This window comes from Plantactinospora sp. KBS50, assembly GCF_002285795.1.
Classification (GTDB): Bacteria; Actinomycetota; Actinomycetes; order Mycobacteriales; family Micromonosporaceae; genus KBS50.
Genome location: NZ_CP022961.1, coordinates 3,506,728 through 3,526,303, shown reverse-complemented (window position 1 = coordinate 3,526,303; position 19,576 = coordinate 3,506,728). Strand labels below are relative to the sequence as shown.

General features: G+C 67.6%; 17 protein-coding genes. 8 read left to right on the top strand and 9 right to left on the bottom strand.

The genetic code is table 11. The annotated features are described in order from the left end of the window. The first annotated feature begins 9 nt into the window (after positions 1-9). The 8 genes from CIK06_RS30030 (at position 10) to glmS (ending at position 8,667) form a co-directional block, all read left to right on the top strand. The gene (locus CIK06_RS30030) at positions 10-1,440 is read left to right on the top strand and encodes an SGNH/GDSL hydrolase family protein (RefSeq protein WP_198347878.1); all 1,431 of its coding nucleotides are present in this window, start codon (positions 10-12) and stop codon (positions 1,438-1,440) included. Between the two features lie 9 nt (positions 1,441-1,449). Further along, positions 1,450-2,760, top strand: coding sequence for an SGNH/GDSL hydrolase family protein (locus CIK06_RS15680; protein ID WP_095565449.1), 1,311 nt, complete (start codon positions 1,450-1,452; stop codon positions 2,758-2,760). Between the two features lie 54 nt (positions 2,761-2,814). Next, positions 2,815-3,030 carry a hypothetical protein gene (locus CIK06_RS15675; protein WP_095565448.1) on the top strand — a complete coding sequence of 72 codons (216 nt, stop codon included), beginning with the start codon at positions 2,815-2,817 and terminating at the stop codon, positions 3,028-3,030. A gap of 97 nt (positions 3,031-3,127) precedes the next feature. Further along, complete coding sequence (locus CIK06_RS15670; protein WP_157756780.1) at positions 3,128-4,333, top strand: site-specific integrase; 1,206 nt, start codon at positions 3,128-3,130, stop codon at positions 4,331-4,333. Continuing rightward, complete coding sequence (locus tag CIK06_RS15665) at positions 4,330-5,259, top strand: tyrosine-type recombinase/integrase (RefSeq protein ID WP_095567876.1); 930 nt, start codon at positions 4,330-4,332, stop codon at positions 5,257-5,259. Before CIK06_RS15670 ends, CIK06_RS15665 begins: the two co-directional genes overlap by 4 nt. Then, complete coding sequence (locus CIK06_RS15660) at positions 5,256-6,245, top strand: tyrosine-type recombinase/integrase (protein ID WP_095565446.1); 990 nt, start codon at positions 5,256-5,258, stop codon at positions 6,243-6,245. Before CIK06_RS15665 ends, CIK06_RS15660 begins: the two co-directional genes overlap by 4 nt. Before the next feature lie 328 nt (positions 6,246-6,573). After that, positions 6,574-6,834, top strand: coding sequence for a hypothetical protein (locus tag CIK06_RS15655; protein ID WP_095565445.1), 261 nt, complete (start codon positions 6,574-6,576; stop codon positions 6,832-6,834). 12 nt (positions 6,835-6,846) lie between these two features. Further along, complete coding sequence (glmS, locus tag CIK06_RS15650; RefSeq protein WP_095565444.1) at positions 6,847-8,667, top strand: glutamine--fructose-6-phosphate transaminase (isomerizing); 1,821 nt, start codon at positions 6,847-6,849, stop codon at positions 8,665-8,667. Positions 8,668-8,741: 74 nt separating this feature from the next. Here glmS and CIK06_RS15645 read toward each other — a convergent pair whose 3' ends face one another. The 9 genes from CIK06_RS15645 to CIK06_RS15605 all read right to left on the bottom strand — a co-directional run bounded on the left by CIK06_RS15645 (position 8,742) and on the right by CIK06_RS15605 (position 18,603). Next, positions 8,742-9,704, bottom strand: coding sequence for a hypothetical protein (locus CIK06_RS15645; RefSeq protein ID WP_095565443.1), 963 nt, complete (start codon positions 9,702-9,704; stop codon positions 8,742-8,744). Between the two features lie 149 nt (positions 9,705-9,853). Continuing rightward, entirely contained in the window at positions 9,854-11,137 is a 1,284-nt protein-coding gene (locus CIK06_RS15640; protein ID WP_095565442.1) for an MFS transporter, read from the bottom strand. Beyond that, positions 11,134-12,375: an ATP-grasp domain-containing protein gene (locus tag CIK06_RS15635; RefSeq protein ID WP_157756779.1), complete on the bottom strand. Its 1,242-nt coding sequence runs from the start codon at positions 12,373-12,375 to the stop codon at positions 11,134-11,136. Before CIK06_RS15635 ends, CIK06_RS15640 begins: the two co-directional genes overlap by 4 nt. Before the next feature lie 41 nt (positions 12,376-12,416). Next, entirely contained in the window at positions 12,417-13,259 is an 843-nt protein-coding gene (locus tag CIK06_RS15630) for an LD-carboxypeptidase (protein ID WP_157756778.1), read from the bottom strand. A gap of 56 nt (positions 13,260-13,315) precedes the next feature. After that, the gene (locus CIK06_RS15625; RefSeq protein WP_157756777.1) at positions 13,316-14,788 is read right to left on the bottom strand and encodes a class I tRNA ligase family protein; all 1,473 of its coding nucleotides are present in this window, start codon (positions 14,786-14,788) and stop codon (positions 13,316-13,318) included. A 17-nt stretch (positions 14,789-14,805) separates the two neighbouring features. Next, positions 14,806-15,468 (bottom strand): HAD family hydrolase, encoded by a 663-nt coding sequence (locus CIK06_RS15620; protein ID WP_095565438.1) that lies wholly within the window; start codon positions 15,466-15,468, stop codon positions 14,806-14,808. Continuing rightward, entirely contained in the window at positions 15,441-16,121 is a 681-nt protein-coding gene (locus tag CIK06_RS15615) for a hypothetical protein (RefSeq protein ID WP_095565437.1), read from the bottom strand. Before CIK06_RS15615 ends, CIK06_RS15620 begins: the two co-directional genes overlap by 28 nt. Then, entirely contained in the window at positions 16,118-17,326 is a 1,209-nt protein-coding gene (locus tag CIK06_RS15610) for an FAD/NAD(P)-binding protein (protein ID WP_157756776.1), read from the bottom strand. Before CIK06_RS15610 ends, CIK06_RS15615 begins: the two co-directional genes overlap by 4 nt. Next, positions 17,323-18,603, bottom strand: a complete 1,281-nt coding sequence (locus tag CIK06_RS15605; protein WP_198347877.1) for an aspartate aminotransferase family protein — start codon at positions 18,601-18,603, stop codon at positions 17,323-17,325. Before CIK06_RS15605 ends, CIK06_RS15610 begins: the two co-directional genes overlap by 4 nt. Positions 18,604-19,576 lie beyond the last annotated feature (973 nt).

Genomic DNA, 19,576 nt, shown 5'->3' with positions numbered 1-19,576 from the left:
GGAGCAACCGTGACGGCTGAGGTCGGTCCAGACGGCGTCATCCACCGATCGGGCCGCCCGGCCGTCGGCCCGGCTCGGCCGGGGCTCGGCAAACCCGGCCTGGTCGCGTTGCTGAGCGCCCTCGCGGTCCTGCTCGGCGGCCTGCCGGCCGCCGCCGCACCACCACCCGCCGCCGCACCGCCCGCCGCGGTCCCCGCCTCCGCTGTGTCCGGCGCGGCCGTCCACGGTGTTGCCGGCCCGGGCGTCGCCGGCTCCGGCGGCGCCGCCCCCGGCCCCGGCGCCCGGCCGGCGCCGCCGAACGCCGGCTGGGTGGGCACCTGGGAGGGCCCCGGCACCCTGGACGCGACCGACGACCTCACCGGGGTCACCGCCCGGAACGTGCTGCGGATCAGCGTCGGCGGCACCGCGGTACGCGTCCGGCTGTCCAACCGCTTCGGTACCGGCCCGCTGCTGCTGGGCCGGGTGACCGTGGCCCGCGCGGTGTCCGGGGACGGACCCGCGGCCCGGCCCGGCAGCATGCGCACGGTCACCTTCCACGGACGGGTCCCGGTGCGCGTACCGGCCGGCCACGACGTGCTCAGCGACCCGGTCCCGCTGACCGTGCCGGACCGGGCCGACCTGCTGGTCAGCGTGTTCGTCCAGCGGCAGGCCGGCCCGGCCACCCAGCACCAGTTGGCGATGCGCACCTCGTACCTCGCTCCCGGTGGCGACCACGCGGCGGACCCGGCCGATCCGGCGGACCCGGACGGCCAGCCGTTCACCGGGGAGACCTCGACCTGGTTCTTCGCCACCGGCGTCGACGTCCTCGCCACCGGCATCCGCGGCGCGGTGGTGGCGTTCGGCGACTCCATCACCGACGGCTACATGTCCAGCTACGGCGCCGACCACCGGTACCCGGACTTCCTGGCGCAGCGGCTGCTGCGCCAGCCGCCGGGCCGGCGGATGGCCGTGCAGAACGCCGGGATCAGCGGCAACAGGCTGCTGCTGCCGGGCATGTACGACGCGTTCGGGCCGAGCGCCACCGAGCGGCTCGACACCGACGCGCTGTCCCGGACCGGAGCGCGCAGCCTGCTGGTGCTGGAGGGCATCAACGACATCCAGCAGGAGCCGCACCAGACCGACCCGGACCGGATCGTCGCCGCGCTGCGGGAGATCGCCCACCGTGCCCACCGGCACGGCCTGCGGGTGATCATCGGCACGATGACCCCGTTCGAGGGCTGGCCCGACTACACCCCGGAACTGGAGGTCGTCCGGGTGGCCGTCAACGACGCCCTCCGCGGCGATCCGGCATTCGACGCGGTGGTCGACTTCGACCGCGTGGTGCGCGATCCGGCGGCGCCGCAGCGGCTGCTGCCGGCCTACGACAGCGGCGACCACCTGCACCCCGACGACGCCGGTTACGCGGCGATGGCGGCGGCCGTCGACCTCGACCAACTCTAGGAGACCCGTGTGAGTGCGTACCCCGACGTACGGTTCCCGACGACCGCACCGCGGCGCCGGCTCGGCCCGGTGGCGGTGGCCGCCGCGGTGGCGCTGGTGCTGGCCGGCGGCGCGCTGGTGCGGTCCGCGTCCGGCTCCCCGCCGGCCGGCTCCCCGCCCGGCGGATCCGCCCCCGGTGCCGGCACCTGGGTCGCGGCCTGGGCACCCAGCCCGGTGGTGGGCAGCGACATCCCCTGGTCGGACTGCCCGGCCGGGGCCGGCCTGGCCGACCAGACCGTGCGCAACGTCGCCTTCGTCACCGCCGGCGGCTCCGCGGTCCGGGTACGGATCACCAACACCTTCGGCGAGACCCCGCTGAAGGTGGACCACGCGTCCGTGGCGGTGCAGGGTGACGGCGCCGCGGCCCGGGCCGGCACGGTCCGGGAACTGACCTTCGCCGGCAGGCCCACCGTGACCGTCGCCGCCGGTGGCCGGGCGCTGAGCGACCCGGTACGGCTGTCCGTGGCCGCGCTGTCCACCCTGCTGGTGTCGGTGCACGTGCCGGACCCGACCGGGCCGGTGACCAACCACCCGTTCACGGCCCAGGGCAACTACCTGGCCGCCGGCGACCGGGCGCTCGCGGCCGGCGCCGACGGGTACGCCGACACGCCCTGCTGGATGCTTGTCGACGGGGTGGACGTGCGCGGCACCGACCGGATCGGCTCGGTGGTGGCGCTCGGCGACTCGATCACCGACACCGCCAACACCACCGGCAACGCCAACCACCGCTGGCCCGACTACCTGGCCCGGCGCCTGGACGGGCGACCCGGCCCCACGCTCTCGGTGGTGAACGAGGGCCTCGGCGGGAACCGGCTGCTGGCCCCGCGCGACGACGGGGCGTACTGGGGCGTGCCGGCGCTGGCGCGACTGGAGCGGGACGTCTACGCGCAGACCGGCGTGCGGGCGGTGATCATGCTGGAGGGGACCAACGACATCGGCTTCAGCGCGCCGGCGGCCGACATCATCGACGGCTACCGGCAGGTCGTCGCGCAGACCCACGCGCAGGGTCTGCCGATCTTCCTGGGTACCGTGCCGCCGCTCGGCGGGTCCTTCATGGACACCCCGCAGCAGCGGGCGATCTGGCGGGAGGTCAACGACTGGATCCGGACCCACCGGGAGGCCGACGGGGTGGTCGACTTCGCCCGGGTGCTCGGCGACCCGGCCGACCCGGAGACCCTGCTGCCGGCCTACGACAGCGGCGACCACCTGCACCCCAACGACGCCGGCTGCGCGGCGATGGCCGACGCGGTGGATCTGGCCGCCCTGTTCCGGCGGCGCTGAGGTCCGCGCCGCGCGGGTGGCGGAGCGGCGGCCGTTCCCTACAATCTGCGGACGATGGAGATCGGCAGGATCCTGGCCGCGCTCGCCGACCTGGCACCCGCCCGGGCCGAGCGGATCCACGACGTGTCCGGGACGGGCCGGCCCCTGGTCTGGCTGCCGGAACCCGACCGGGCGCCGCGGAACCGCCGGCTGGACCGGCTCGCCGCGATGGACGCCCTGCACCGGGACTTATGCGGACCTGGCTGTTATGCCGAACTGACCAGCGGGTAGCCGCATATTCCTGATGTTCGATGGTTCACATGTCGGCATAAGCCCATTATCGGGCGCGGTTGCCTCCTCCTGTCGACGACGAGGGAGGAGACTGAACGTGTCGAGTGCTGCCGTACCGATGCCCGGGCCGCTGACGCCGTACGTTGACGGCTTCGCGGCGGTGTTGACCGCCGAGGGCTACGCGGCGAGGACCGTGACGCTTTACCGCCAGTACGTGGGACAGCTGAGTCGCTGGTTGGAGGCCCACTCACTTGGGGCCGACGTACTGAGCGAAGGAGTGATCGAAGAATTCCTGGTTGAACGTCACGCAACGGGCCATCAGACGCGGTTGCGGGTGGGCTCGTTCGCGTCATTGCTGGCTTACCTGCGCGACGTCGGTGTGATCGGGTCGCCCGAGCAGGTGCCGGCCGGCGAGGTCGATGCACTGCTCCTCCGGTTCGCCGGCTATCTGACCAAGGAACAGGGCCTGGCGCAGCCGACGGTCTCGTTGCGGGTGCAGCTCATGCGCCCGTTCCTGGTGGGCCTGACGGAGCACGGGAGCCTGGATCTACCGTCGATGACCGCTGAGGACGTGACTACCTTCATCGTCGCGGAATCCCAGGTCCGGCCGGCCTCGGTGCCACCGACGGTCACTGCGCTGCGCTCCCTGTTGCGCTTCCTGCATGTTGAGGGCTTCATTTCGGCAGGGCTGACCAGCGCGGTGCCGACGGCCAGCGGCCGCAGACTAGCCGGGCTACCCAAGGCGCTACCCGCGGAACAGGTTGCCGCCATGCTCGCGACCTGCGACCGGGACACGGCAGTGGGACGCCGCAACCTGGCCATCCTGACGCTGCTTGCCCGGCTTGGACTGCGGTCCGGTGAAGTGGCCCGCCTACGGCTCGAACACATCGACTGGCGCCGCGGCGAGATCATGATCACAGGCAAAGGCAGCCGCCACGAGCGACTACCCCTGCCGGGCGACGCGGGGAGCGCGATCGTGGCGTACTTGCAGGACGGCCGACAGGCGGGTGCGCATCGGGAGGTGTTCCTCTGCGCCCGGGGCCCATACCGGCCCATGAGCCCCGACACGGTCAGCAACGTCGCCGCAGCGGCCGCTCGCAAAGCCGGCCTCGGAATCGTCCGCGGACACCGGCTGCGGCACAGCGCCGCGACCGCCATGCTCGCCGCCGGCGGTTCGCTCACCGAGATCGGTCAAGTGCTGCGCCACCAGCACACGGCGACGACAGCCATCTACGCCAAGGTCGACATCGCGGGACTGCGTCGCGTCGCCCGGCCATGGCCGACGCCCGAGGCAGCCGCATGAGCGCCCTGCGACAGGCCCTCGCTGACTACCTGACCGTCCGCCGGGCCTTGGGCTACAAACTCGAGCGAGCGGAAAAGCTCCTCGGACAGTTCCTGGACTACCTCCATGGCGAAGGCGCCCACACGGTCACCGTCGAGCACGCCCTTGCGTGGGCGACCGCACCGGCCGGGGACCCCTGGTGGCACGCTCTACGGCTGAACGCGGTTCGCCCGTTCGCGGCCTACCTGCATGCCCGCGACCCTCACCACGAGGTACCTCCGGCCGGACTCATCCGCTACGGATCCAGCCGGGCAACCCCCTACCTCTACTCACCCGCTCAGATCGAAGCGTTGGTGACGACAGCCCGGCAACTTCCGTTCCCCCTGCACGCCCTGGTCTATCCGACCCTGATCGGACTGTTGGCCGTGACCGGGATGCGCGTCGGCGAGGCGCTGGCTCTGCAGGATCAGGACGTCGACGCGCAACAGGGGATTGTGACCGTGCGGGACGGCAAGTTCGGCAAGTCCAGGCTGCTGCCCGTGCACCCGAGCACCACCGAAGCGCTGCTGCGCTACCTGCAGGCCCGCGACCAGTTCGTCCCTACGACGGCGGTCAGGGCGTTGTTCGTCACGTCCTCGGGCGGCCCGATGGACCGCCCGAACGTGGGCCGAACGTTCCGGCAGATCGCCAAGAACGCCGGCGTGACGGCCAGATCGGCGGCATGCCGGCCGCGCGTTCACGACATCCGGCACAGCTTCGCCGTCGCGACGCTGCTGGACGCCTACCGCAACGGCGACGACGTCCAAGCAATGCTGCCGCGCCTGTCGACCTACCTGGGGCACGTCCAGCCGAAAGACACGTACTGGTACCTCTCGGCAGCTCCGGAACTACTCGCCCTCGCCGGCGAGCGCCTGGAACGCCACCTCAACACCGGAGAAGCCGCATGAGCACCCTCGGCCCCACCCTGCAGTCCTTCTTCACCGACAGACTGGCCCGGCAGCGTCACGCCAGCAGCCACACGACCGCCGCCTACCGGGACACCTTCAAACTCCTGCTGACCTTCGCCACGGCCACCACCGGTCGCGCACCCTCCCATCTGCAGATAGCCCACCTGGACGCGCCCATGATCAGCGCGTTCCTCGATCACCTGGAAACCGAGCGCGGCAACAGCACCCGCACCCGCAACGCCCGCCTCGCCGCGATCCGCTCCCTGTTCAGCTACGCCGCCCTGCGCCACCCCGAGGACGCGGCCGTCATCCAGCGCGTACTGGCGATCCCGACCAAACGCTTCGAGCGCGCGATCGTCACCTACCTCACTGACCCAGAGATCGACGCCCTGCTCGCCGCCCCCGACCAAGCGACCTGGACCGGGCGGCGCGACCATGCGCTGCTCACCCTCGCCATCCAGACAGGCCTACGCGCCACGGAATTGACGACCCTGACGCTCCAAGACATCCACCTCGGCACGGGAGCGCACGTCAACTGCATCGGCAAAGGCCGCAAACAGCGGATCACGCCGCTGACCAAGGACACGGTCACCACGCTGAAGAACTGGATCAACGAACGCGGCGGACTCCCCACGGACCCACTGTTTCCCACCCGCTCAGGCACCGCCATCAGCCGAGACGCACTCGAACGGCGAGTAACCAAGCACGCCGCGACCGCCACATTGGCCTGCCCGGCCCTCGCCGAGAAAAAGATCTCCCCGCATGTCCTGCGCCACACCGCAGCCATGCGGCTACTGAACGCCGGAGTCGACACCACCGTCATCGCGCTCTGGCTCGGCCACGAATCCGTTGCCACAACCCAGATCTACGTCCACGCCGACCTCGCGCTCAAGGAGCGCGCGCTGGCCAGAACCGCGCCGCTCGGCACTCCTCCAGGGCGCTACCAGCCCACCGACACAATCGTCGCCTTCCTGGAGAACCTGTGATTATGCCGACGAAGTGCTCGACTTGCAGACGAACCGGCGGACGGCCGGCTCAGAATCTCCTACTTCATGAGGGCAAGCTTGCTGACTCGACGACGTCTGGATCAAGCCGATGAACGTCACGGGATGCTCGTCATCGGTGTGGGCCGAACCGATGTCCTCGATGGTCAGCACCTGCCGCCTGAGTTGTCCGCTCAAGGTGCTGTCTCCCCGCAGTCCGCGAAGTCCTGATCACAAGGTCGAACCTCATGGAGTCCTCGACGAAGTCGCAGATCCTGCCCGAATTCGGGCAGGATTTGCTCGATGTGGTTGCTTCGGACAGGATGTTCTGGTGCACGACGACGAGTTGGTAGAGCGCATTGCGGACTCCTTGGGGATTGAGCATGGTACGGCCCAGCGGATCGTGGGCGAGGTCATCGCCTACTACCGGGAGCCGCTCGAGTGCTACATCCGCCGCCGGCACGAGACATTTCAGCGACAGGGGCTGCAAAACGCGGACATCTTCCCGCTGCTCATCGAGGAGCTGGAAGAACGTGTGGTGGCCCCTCCTCGCCTGTCGGAACGACAGGTGCGGCGAATCATTTACGGCTAAGAAGGAGCCTTCGTGTGCGGGATCGTGGGGTATGTGGGGCAGCAGGACGCCAGCCCCTTGTTGCTGGCCGGTCTGGCACGGTTGGAGTATCGAGGTTATGACTCCGCAGGCGTCGCTGTCATCCGTAACGGCTCGGTGAGGGTGCATCGGACCGTCGGTCGGGTGCGGCAGCTCCGTAGTACCCTGCCAGCGCGCTTCGCGGGAAAGATCGGTATCGGCCACACCCGCTGGGCGACGCACGGCCCGGCAACGGAGTCCAACGCCCATCCGCATCGATCAGCGGACGGGCGGGTCTGCGTTGTCCATAACGGCATCATCGACAACGCGGCGCAGATCCGTGCGGAACTGATAGATGCAGGGGTGGAGCTGGTCTCTGATACCGATACGGAGGTTCTGGCGCACCTCGTCGCCCGTTCCGCAGCGGACACCCTCGAAGGTGCGGTTGTCGAGGCCGTGAGTCGTGTCGAAGGTACCTATGGCATCGCTGTGCTGCACGAGCAGTTCCCGGACCGGATCGTGCTTGCCCGTAGCGGATCGCCGCTCATCATCGGACTCGGTGACCGAGAGACTCACGTGGCCAGCGACCTGGCCGCGATTGTCCGGCACACGACGTCGGTCGTGCATCTGGAGGACGGTGAGTTCGCCACCGTCACAGCGTCGGGCTTCCGTACGTTCACGGGGGATGGTGTCGACATCCCGAAGACCCCAACTCAGGTTGCCGGCCAGACCGACGAATACGAGCTCGGCGGCCATGAGCACCACATGCGCAAGGAGTTCTTGGAGCAGCCAACCACGGCGGCCAGCGTGCTGCGCGGCCGGCTGGAGGAGCGCTTCGGGACGGCTCGCCTGGACGGCCTTAATCTAGATCCGCGGGCGAATCGAGCGATCCGTCGGGTGAAGATCATCGGTTGCGGGTCGGCGTACTACGTCGGCCAGATCGGCGCTCAGATGATCGAGGAGATGGCCCGGGTCCCCGCCGACGCGGAGCCGGCGTCCGAGTTCCGTTACCGCAAACCCATCATTGAACCCGACACTTTATACGTCGCGGTCAGTCAGTCCGGGGAGACCGCAGACACGCTCTTCGCCGTTGAGGAGATCAAGCGCAAGGGCGGGCAGGTCGTGGGGCTGGTGAACGTCGTCGGGTCGACCATCGCGCGGGCCTGCGACGGCGGTATCTACCTGCACGCCGGCCCAGAAGTGGCGGTCGCGTCGACCAAGGCGCTGACGAACATGGCGCTTGCCTTCGCGCTGTTGGCTCTCAACCTCGGTCGGGTGCGGGACATGTCCATCGCGGACGGCAAACGACTGGTTGCTGGCCTCCAGGCGATTCCCCGGCAGATCGAGGCAGTTCTGGCAACAGAAGAATCGATCGCTGCGGTGGCCAAGGAGCTGGCGCAAGCTCGTAGCCTGTTCTTCATCGGCCGGGTCCGTGGCTATCCGGTGGCCCGCGAGGGCGCGCAGAAATTCAAGGAAATCACGTACTGCCACGCCGAGGGTTACCAGAGCAGCGAGCTCAAGCACGGCCCGCTCGCGTTGATCTCGGAGGAACTGCCCACCGTGGCCGTCATTCCCGATGATGAGCTGCTCCAGCGGAATCTCGGTGCCCTGCACGAGATTTCCGCCCGGAAGGGGCCGCTGGTCGTCATCACCCATCCGGGAGTGGATCTCGGGGACGTGCGGGCCCGGCGGATTGATGTGCCGAAGAACGAACCGGAGCTGGATCCGATTCTGCTGACGATCCCGACGCAGCTTCTCGCCTACCATGCGGCGCTGACCCTCGGCCACGACATCGACAAGCCTAGGAACCTGGCGAAGTCCGTCACTGTCGAGTAAGGCCGTACTCGTCCCGGTGCTGGTGGTTCGGCCACCAGCACCGGCTCGGTCACCACGCCGATACGCGGCCACCGTCAAGCCGCAATTTGGCTCGCCGGAAGCGTGATGTGCCGGACTTGCCGGCAGGCGTCGTTCTGCATCAGTGCTTGGCCGCCATCGTCCGTTGTGCTGGCGAGCACGATGAGATCATGACGGGGAACCGGATTCTCCGGCGCGGTAATGTCGGGAAGGTTGTCCCAGGTCACCACGAGCGAAGGATCCGAAAGGCTACGCAAGGTTAAGAATTTGTCGACGTATTGTCCGCCGAGGTCAGGGTCGAAGAAGCCGGATGGAACGGGCGCGAACCCGAATCGGATCTTGAAGTCGTACAGGCCCGGCTGGACGATGTGTCCAAAAAGCGACGGGTCGTTGCCGAGGCTGGCGAGCGTGAGCCCGTCCTGTCGGGCGAACCGCAGCGCCTCCATGTACATGGCGCGCGTTACACTTCCCGCCCGGACGTTTGGCGACGTCGTGGCGAAGCGGCACTGCAGCGATGACAGAGCGGGGCGCCGCCACCAGATGGAGGCGGCGACCATATCGTCGCTTGCGTAGAGATGAATTCCGACGTGATCTTCAGCTGCTGCTAGAAGTGCGTCGCGTTGACTCCGGGCGACGTTGACGCCATTCGGCATCAGAGCGATCTGCTTGTCGTAAAGGGAGAGGAAATCGTCGAGGAGGTCAGGCCGCAGTCCGGGGCGTACTTCGATACGCAAGTCTTCGCTTTCGATGAACCGGCGTCCGACGAGTATTTCCCGACGCTGTTTTTTCGAAAGGAGCGACACGAACTCTTCCTCCGAGTCGCGCACGGCGGCGCACCAGTTCACCCATCGTGGGCGGCGGACAAACCCGAGAGCAGCCAGGGCCGCCTCCTCGGTCTTCTCCGGGTCGATCACTCGGATGACATCAGGCGCCGAGCCGCCTCGGGCCCAAGGCTCCTGTTCGATCTCCTCGGATGTCACGAAACCGACGAGGAGCTTGTTTTTGTCGGTGATATACATAGGACCTGTGCCTTCCTTCTCTGCGCATAGCGGCGGAGCCGGCGACGTCCGTGCGCGACGTAACAGTCCAGCGTCGGCGACGCGACATCATCCGCGGAGACCCTCCGCTCGTAGAGTTTGGACGCCACCGGGAGTGCCTTCATGCGGCTTCACGAAGGCGACTCAGTCGTGGGAGCTTCGCCGGGCAGATCTCGAATCTCCCGGAAAACAAGCGGCGCGGCGACGGCGGCGAGCGTCAACATTGCTCCGCCGACCAGGGTCGTGGTCAGCCCGATCGCGGCGGCGACCGGCCCTACCAAGGCCATTCCCAGCGGCCGCAGGGCCATCGACCCGAATCGGTTGACCGCGTCGACACGCGACAGCATGCCGGGTGGCACATGTCCGCCGATCACTGCGTTCTCCACGGTCGAGAAGTAGGTGACGATCGCGCCGGCGACGAATTCCGAGCAGATGAGTAGTGGCAGCGGCGCCGGGATTGCCAGCAGGAGCAGGGTCGGCCCGGCGGCGAAAAGCATCAGCTGGTAGCCGCGCAACAACGGCCGCCGGGCCTGTAAACGTAGGCCCAGCCAACTGCCGAGGACGCCGCCGGCCCCGAGCGCCGTCAGGACTGCGGCCCACGCCGAGGAACCGCCCAGGCTGCGGTTGGCGACCAGCGGGCCGAGCACTTGCACACTGGAGAGCAAGCTGAACTGGTAGATCGTGGCGCTCGCGATCAGGACCACCAGCCATCGCGTGCGCCGGACATACACCCAGCCTGCGCTCATTGTCCGCCAGAAGGACTCCCGGCGTGCCGCCCCGGAGGGTGATCCGAGCGGTCCGCACGAGCCGATCAGCAGCGCGCTGATCAGGAACGTGGCGGCGTCGATCACGATCACCCAGCCCGGCGAGACGGCGAGGAGCAGGAGTCCGGCCACCGCCGGGCCACTGACCTCGCAGATGGTGCCGACCAGAGAGAACAGGGCGAATGTCGGCTGGCGCCGCCCCGGTCCGGCTACGGCCGAGACGGCCGCCGTCGACGCGGGGTTGAAGAAGGCGCTGACCGCGCCACGCACCGCAGTTAGCGCTGCGATGACCCAGATCGGTCCGCCGTTGGCGAGAATGACGACACCGATGCCGAGTTGCGCCGCGAACGCCACGATGTTCGATGTGACCATGATCGTCCGGCGTGGGTACCGGTCGCCGAGAGCTCCCCCGACGAGCAGGAACACCACCGCCGGGAGCGCTCGCGCGGCGAGCACCACGCCGAGCGCCGCCGCGTCATGGGTAATGTCGAGGATCGCGAACGCCAAGGCGACCGGAACGAGCATGTCGCCGAGCACAGAGATACTCCGTGCGGCGAACAGGTTACGGACAGTCCGATTGCCGAGCACCTGGCGGGTGGTCCGCCAGGTTCCGGCATTCTCCTGCTGGGTGGGGGTCGTGTCGGCGCTCACGCGGGTACGAGTTCGGTTTCCAGTCGGAACGCCTCGGCCAGCGCGTCGACGAGGGCCGTCACATCGGCAGCGTTCGACACGCGGGCGTAGACGATGCCGCTCACGGTCGAGGAGTCCATCAGACCGCCGATCACATCACCTGCGGTGTGGCGCATGTCTACTTCCACGATGCCGGGGATGTCGGCGAAATCGGCCGCAGTGCTGATCTCGAGCACTCGTCCGCGGCGGGCGAAAAGGTTGACGTGAGCGATCTCAGTGTCTCCGCCGGCCGTCTGCCAGCTGTACGGCTCCGCGATGCTTGTCGCCACGTGCGCGGCCTTGGAGTCGAAGCCGTCACGCAGTTGCAGCATCCGGCGGATGCCGTTGCCGCCTGGTCGCGCCGCCAGCTCGCTGGCGAACAACTGGTCGCCGACCTCAAGGACCTCGAAATGGGTGACGCCGTCGATCAGGCCGACCGCCTCGACGGCCCGCAGGTGCATCGCGATGATCCGCGCCGCGATCGGATCCTCGGCCGGCAGCGTGTACGAGCCCAACAACCGAGCCTCCGACGACATGAACGGCAGAATCGGCGTCGTGTAGCGGGAGACCCGAATGTAGCGGACGCGCCCCTCCCGGATCAGGCCGTCACAGTGGTATTCGCCGGTCAGGGGCAGGCCCCGTTCCACCAGGACGGGGAACGCCTTCTCGGAGGTGGTGGCCGGGTCGGCGAGCCGGGCGAGCAGCTCCTGGAACGGCGCCCGGTTCAGCTCGGCCGGCTCGGAGACGAGTCGGGTGGCGTCGGCGCCCGCGCCCATCACCGGCTTGATCACAACGGGCAGACCGATCGCCTGGATGGCGGGGCGCACTTCGGCGGCGCTGCCCGCGAGACGGAAGTCGGTCGTCGGCAGGCCCGCCTCGCCGAATCGCCGTTTCATGGTGAACTTGTTGGTGGATCGCAGGATCGTCTCACTCGAGGCGCCCGGCAGCGCCAGATAGCTACGGAGGTAGCCGGCGGCCAGGGCGGCCCGCTCCGACAGGGAGATCACATGCGTGCGATCGCTGACGTCGGCCTGCGCGATTACCTGCTCGACGGTGGCCGCCGGATCGTTCAGGCTGTCGACGAAGACGATCTGGGTGCCTGCAGGGTACTGGTCCGCGAACCGGTGCTCGGTGACCACCAGGATGTCGAAATCGGGGTCGGCCAGCAGCTGGCGGCTCATAGCAAGGTCGCCGGTATTCGTAACGATGATTTTTTTCACGGGTAGGTGTGCCTTTCAATGGTGTGCTGTGGATCGGCCGGTCACCACGTCAGTCCGGCGTCGGTGGGGCTCGACACGTAGCTGAGCGTCCCGGTGGCGGGTTCAACCGAGACGGGCCAGCCCATTGCCATGGTCTCCTGCTCGACTCCGTGCCCGGCCGGGATGCCGGCCAGCACGGTCTGCACCGACCGCTCGCACCAGTCGTCCAGTACCGCCCGGAGCTGCTCTGCGTCGCCGCACTCGACGAACTGGCCGAAGACCACAGCGCTGACACCGGCGAGATGCCCTCGGGCCGTGATCCGGTTCAGCAGTTCCCCGACGGTCTGCGGGGTTTCCCGCAGTTCCTCCAGGAAGAGGATGTCGCCCTTAGCCGCGGCGGTCGCGTCGATACGGGCGAGGGCCGAAAGGTTGCCGCCGCGCAACCGACCGGTCACCGCCGGACCCCGGCTGCGCACCACACCCTGCCCAGCCTGCAGTCCGGACGCCTCGCCGAGGAGAGTCTCGCGCAGACTGGCTGCGCTGTGCTCACCGTTGAGCCGTACGCTCCAGGCGAGCTCCGGCGTGTGGAAGCTCGGCCGCCGTACGGCCGCAGCGATGGCATGGTGCAAGAAGGTGACGTCGCTGAACCCGCAGACGGGTTTTGGCTGCCGCTCCAGTACGGAGAAGTCGAGCAGCGGCAAGAGCTCTTCGGCGCCCTTGCCGGCTCGGGTCACCAGAACGGCATGGACGCCCGGGCTTTCCAGGGCCTGCTGCATTTCAGCCGCGCGGATCTCGGGCGGCCGCTCGCCGCCGTCCCAGGCGACCTCAGTCCGTAACCCCCAGCCCCGCAACATCCGCACGCCGGTCTCTACCCGATGCGGATCGGGCGGGGAACAGGGACTCACCAGTCGGACCGTGTCGCCGGGCCTGAGTCGGCGCACGGGCCGGATGTCCGCCGGGTTCACGAGGATGAACCGCCCCTGCGCACGACCGACTCGAGCCGGTCAGCGGTGAGATCGCCGACGCCCAGGACGTCGTTGAGCACGTCGTTTCCAGCGGTGCCGGCCGCCGCAGCGGTGATTGCCGCACTGAGCCGGGGGGTTAGGGGAGCCGCCAGCGCCGCGAGGCTCGCCAGCCAGCGTGCCGGGTCGGGTGCCGGGCCAAACAAGTAGTCGTCGAGAACCGCGCGGGCGCTGGGGAGATTCAGCGACGCCGGCTGAAGGCTTCGTCGCTGCGTGGCCAGAACGTCCTGGTCGACGCCGGCAAGAGCCGGGGCTTGTGTCAGAGCGGGGACGACCCGGTCACGGACCGCCCCGCGGAAGCCGTTGATCGTCGCGACCAGATCCGGCAGATTGAGGTTCGCTCGACCGCGATCCAGGTCAACTCCGCTCAACGCGAAGCGCAGCTCATCTGAGGAGACCATGCCGCTGCCGAGCACGTCCTTGAGCCAGATCCCGTAGCGCTTGCTGGTGGAGCACTTCTGGCCGTCCAGGTCCAGCATGCCGTTGACCACGGTGTGGTTGAACGCGCGTAGACGTCCCTCGGTGGCTTGGGCGTACAGGCCTGGCACGATGAGACCGGGCGCACTGTTGTCCGTGCCGAAGATGCCGACCGTGACTACGCCGCTGCCCGCCGCGAACGGCTCGGGGGCGGCCTCGTCGGCTACCTGGCGCGAGGCGTACAGACAGTAGAGGAAATAGCTGTTCGACAGCACCCAGCCGTCCGGCAGCAGCGGGCTGGTCACGCCCCAGGTGCCGGGACCGGATAGCCGAATGCGTCCACCGGAGCGTTCCAGGTAGCGCGCCGCCACCGCGACATGCTCGGCGGCGAGGCCCGTCGACTCGAGCTCAGCAAGTAGGTTCGCCGCGCTGCGGGGACGCAGGAACCAGTTCTTCTCCTCGCGCCAGACGATCGCCGTGTCGCTGAGCCGGGCATGCGGGTTGAGCAGTTGGCTCGGTTGGAAGTGCTCGCTGCAGCCGGTGCAGCTGCTCCCCCCGGCCGGCGCGCCGCAGTTGGGGCAGTCACCCGCGATGAACGTACCCAGCAGCGGGGAATCGTCGGCTTCCGCGTACGGGACGAGCTCGGTCTCCAGAGCGGCGCCGCCGCTCGCCGACACCTCGCGGAACAGCTCCGTGTGGATGTCCAGGTATGCCTGGCGGTGCGGCTCGTTGAGCGGGTCGATCCACACGTCGAAGTTGATGTCGAGCGCGGTGAGGTCGCTCAGGATCCCGCTGTGATAGACCGCACATGTATCGGCGGGCGTGCGCCCGTCCTGCGCTGACGCGGCAAGGATCCAGTTCTCGTAGGCGTCCGAACCACAGGCGACCCTGACGTCGTGACCCTCAGCGCGCAGCGAACGAGCGAGCACGTCGGCACGCAGGTAGGTGCCGCCACCGTGTCCGATGTGCATCCGGCCGTTCGGGGTGGGCTGCATAGGAAGGATGGTGTATTTCACTGCCGAACCCCCGAAACGAGACCGAGGACGTCGTCCACCTGCGTGACGCTGTGCGTGCCGGAGCGACCCTCGCCAAGATCGAAAAGGACGTCGATGAGACCGGCGTGGCGGGCGCCCGCGAGCTCTCCGTCGTCTCCGTCGCCTACGTAGTAGCCCTCGGTGACGCCGAGCGCTTCCATCGCGTGCCGGAAGATGCGGGTATCCGGCTTCATCAACCCCACCTCGGCCGAGAGCGTCACGGTGTCGAACAGCGGCACCAGCTCGGCTCGGAGCAGCATTTCCCGTACGTCGGAACTGCAGTTGGACAGGAGTCCGAGCCGGACGCCGCGGTCTCGTAGCGCTAGCAGTGTTTCCCGTGTGCCCGGCCGCAGCCCGGCGAAGGCTCGGTAATGCGCGGCGAACCGGGCCGCCATTGCCCGCTCGATCTGTTCGGCGGACCAGGAAGCCCCGCGAGCGGCTCGCAATCCGGCCAGGTAGTCCGGCAGCGCGGTAGTTTCTCGCTCTGATCGAGTGTGAGCCCAGTCCGCACGGAATTCCGGGGTTTCTTCGCCCAGAGCGGCTGCAGTGGCGGTCATTGCCGCGGCCTTGTGGTCCTTGGTCAGCGGCACGAGCGTGCGCCAAAGATCGAAGATCACGGCTTGCATGAAGGAAGTATCCATTTCGTGACGGTGGGTATTTGCCAGTCGCTGTTATCGATGATTACGTCGGCGTGGCGGTCCGGCGGGTATGCCGCGAAGATCTGCCGTTGTGCGGGCAGGAACTTCTCCCGGAACTTCCGCTCTACCCCCTGGCCATGCAGGTCACGGTCGCGGCGGCTGCCGCGCGCGACGAGTGCCTCCTCGTCCACGTCGAGAAAGATCAGGCGGTGCAGGTGCTCGCGGACCTGTGGCCGCAGAAGAAAGACGCCTTCCACGATGACGATCGTGCTTGGGTCAATGTCATAGGCCCGCTCGACGGTATACGTGTCGTCCTCGATGTGCAGGTGACGCATTGTGCGACGCAACTGCCCGTTCTGGCGGATCGGCGTCAGGACCTCCTCGGCGAGTCGGTCGAGGTCGATGCTCTGCCGCAAGTACTTCTCCGCCTCGGACAGCTCGCCCGCATAACGCACCGCCCGGGGCCGGTGGAAGTCATCCACATGAACCAGCTGGCATTTGGCCTCGGTTTGCAGCCGGTCAGCGAGATCGGCGGCGAAGTGGGACTTGCCGCTGGCGTCGGCGCCGGTCACGCCGACCACGAGAGCCTGGCGCAGATCCGCCTGGACATCCGCCAGAGCCCTGCTGAGCCGGTCCAAGAGAGCCAGCCGGGTCACGCGCGGACCGCCAGTTCGTCGCGGAGCCGACGGGCCAAAGCGTCGTAGAGTCCCTGACCGTAAAGGCCATGATCGCGGACCACGAGGGGGGTCGGCTCCACGCGCAGCACGCTGAGGCTGGGTACCGGGACGCTGCCGATCACCGCCGTGCCGTCCGCGAGGTTGATCAGCCGGTCATCGCTGTCCGGCGTACGGACGACCCCGTGCGGCCCCTCAATGCGTGGCGCTCGCCCGTGGTAGCCCAGCGCCTGGACGACTAGGCCGGCCTCGTCGAGCAGGCCCGAGGCGTGCTCCAGCGAGCGGACCGACCGGACCGACGCTCCGGGAATGCCACCCGCAGCGAGCGCGCGGTACGTGGCGCGGCCGCTACCGCGCAGCCCGGAGTCCCGATTGACCTGCCCGGTGGCCGGACAAACATCGGCGACCGGATCGATCGGGGCCTCGCTGATCGGATCACGCTGTGCCTGCGCTTCGGCCAGCGAACGGTAGTGCAACCGCACGGGACTGCGGCGGACCATGGTCAGCACGAGATCCGGCCGGCCACACTGCTGACGCAGGCGCAGCAACCGCAGCAGCGCGGCGACCGCACTGTGCGAGCCACCCGCGATGACAACCGGTGCGGACAGTTTCTTCAGCTGAGCTAAAAGGTCGTCGGTCCGCCTGACGCTGATCAGCTCGCTGGAGAGGATCGTCCGTTCCCGCACGTGTGCCAGGGCCGGATGCGGTCGTTCTTCGCGGCCGGTGGCGATCACGACATGACGCGATCGAATGACCTCGCCGTTCCCCGTCTCGACGCTCACCCCATCGCCGCGCGCTCGGATCCGAGTCACCTCACACTGCCGCTGTACGCGGCCGGTCGCGCTGAGCCTGGCTTCAACGGCTCGACCCACGTCCTCCAGAACCGTGGACACCTCCGTGAGCGGCAGCGGCTCGGCATCCGGATGCTGCAGTTCGCTCAGCCGGCGGGGGTCCTCAACGGCGGCGGCTACCACCGGCGCGACCTTGCCGACGAAACGGTTGGCAACCGAGGTGCTCATGCAGTCGTAGTCGGCGAAGGCTCCGCCACCGAACGAGTTCGATCGTTCCAGCACGTCGACGCGGTGTTGCAGCAGCCACGGCTGGCTGGCGAGGAAGGAGACCGTCCGGTAGCCGCCGCCGACGAAGACCACGTCTCGAGGAGCGCTCGTCGAAAGCGTGTCGGTCATGACAGCTCCGTGGCGAGCAGCGCCTCGAAGCGATCGCAAATGAGATCCGCCTCGGCGATGGTGAGAATCAGCGGTGGGCGGATCTTGAGGACGTTGCCCCGGCCGTACCGCGACGTGCGCAGGATGAGCCCGTGCTCCATTGCCTGGTTCGCGAGGTGATTAGTCAGTGTGCTGCTCGGTGCACCGGAATCATCGACGATCTCGACGCCGATCATGAGTCCGACGCCACGGATGTCGAACACGTTGCGGCAGGTGCCCAGGCTGGCGCGTAGCCGGCGCATGATGTGGTCACCGGTGTCACGGACGTTCTTTAGGAAACTTTCCTGTGATACGATCTCCAACGTTGCGAGACCCGCGGCCGCAGCGACGAGGTTCGAACCGTATGTGAAGGAGTGTTCCGACGACGGCAAGCCCGCCAGTTCTTCGGTCGTGATGATGCCGGCAACCTGGGCGCCCGACCCGCCCAATCCCTTTGCCAAGGTGATCGCATCGGGCTCGACGCCGAAATGCTCCGAGGCGAACATCCTTCCGGTGCGGCCGATGGCGGTCTGGACCTCGTCCATGATTAGTTTGATATTTCGTTCGCGGCAGAAGGCCTGCAGTGCCGTGAAGTATCCGGGCGGAGGCACGATGTTGCCGCCGTTGCCGGAAATTGGCTCGATCATGACCGCAGCGACGTCACCACGGCTGGCGAACTCGATGAACTGGTCGATACGGTCGACGCAGACCAGGCCGCAGGACTCCGGCGTCTGGCCGTAAAAGCAGCGCTTGCAGTACGGATCCGGGATGAGAAGGCCTCCCGGATGGACGTCGACCAGCGGAGCGCGCCGGAAGGCGTTGCCGCTCATGCTGGCCGTCATCGTGGTCTGACCGTGATGGCTGCGGAAGAGCGTGATGACATCCCGGGCGCCGGTGGCGCGCTGCGCCATCTTGATCGCACCCTCATTGGCGGCAGAGCCGCTAGAGACTTTCAGATGGACCCTGCTCATGCCGCTAGGAGCGAGTTCGACCAGTCTGGCACACAGAGCATTGATCACATCTGTCTGGAACGAAGACGTTACGTGGACGAGCGTCTCGGCCTGCTCGCGCATCGCCTTCAGTACCGCCGGGTGACCGTAGCCGAGGCTGAGGTTAAACGTTGCAGAAGCGCAGTCTATGTACGACTGGCCTAATTCGTCGAATAAATATACCCCTTCCCCGCGTACCATTTTCAGCTTGCTGACGTCGTAGTAGACCGCCGACGCATCAATAGCGCCGGGAGCCATTCCGAGATTCACGAAGACATCCCCCGTAGCATGTGAAGGACGCATTAGAGCGCCACCAAGATGTATAGAAGACATCTGGCGGGTTAACGGTCCATAGCCGCGGCGCCAAGCTAGCACGACACGAGGACACCTTGCCGCCCCGCGACGCCGCCACGCATTGCTACCCAGCAAGCGCGAAGAGCTATATCGCCTGACAGTGGAGGTGATTGGCTAGGGTTCGGAGCCGCCAGTGAGGCGAGCTTGGATTCACGTTTCCCCAGCTCATGCGACAGTTCATGGACTCTTCGGACCGAGCGGCGCGCCGAGACCGACACCCTCTCACTCACCGTAGTCCTTCCATGCAGTCGTTCGCCCCGAGTTGACGCAGGCGCGATCGGCTTCCGTTGCGGAGGGGCACGGCATGCGGCGATCGACGCCTATTCCATTCCGTGCCTCATTTCGCCGAAGCCGCCACGGGCTGCAATGGTCGGGCAGGTGATTCAATCCCTGATTGCCTATACTCATAACCGCAGAGGACTTTCCGGTGCTGCATTGTTCGATGCCATATGACCCACGCCGCGACCGGGAAACGGTTCACTTTGCGAGGACTTTCTGTAGTGGCCCGGCTCGCCAAGATCAAATCCGGGCGCCGATCAACGAAGTACTGGACTGGATCGACGATGCTTCTTTCCGGCGCCCGAAGAGCGCGCGGAGCTACCTGGGCTGCCCGCGACCTGCAGCGACGCGGCTCATCTCACGACGGGATGGCTTCGACTGTGGCGCCCTCTGCCTGGACCCACTCGGGCTGGCCTTCAGTAGTGGATTGCGAACAAGTGTTTCAATTTGCCGGTCATGATCGTGGGACCTTGGTCGTCCGCCCAGCCCTTCAGTGAACCAGCCGCATCGAGGATGCGTAGTAGGGATGGGGCGCGACACTGCCGAAGGTCTTGATCTGTGCCGATGAGCCGCGAGGGCGGCTAGTCCAGACGGCGCGCCTTGATCAAGT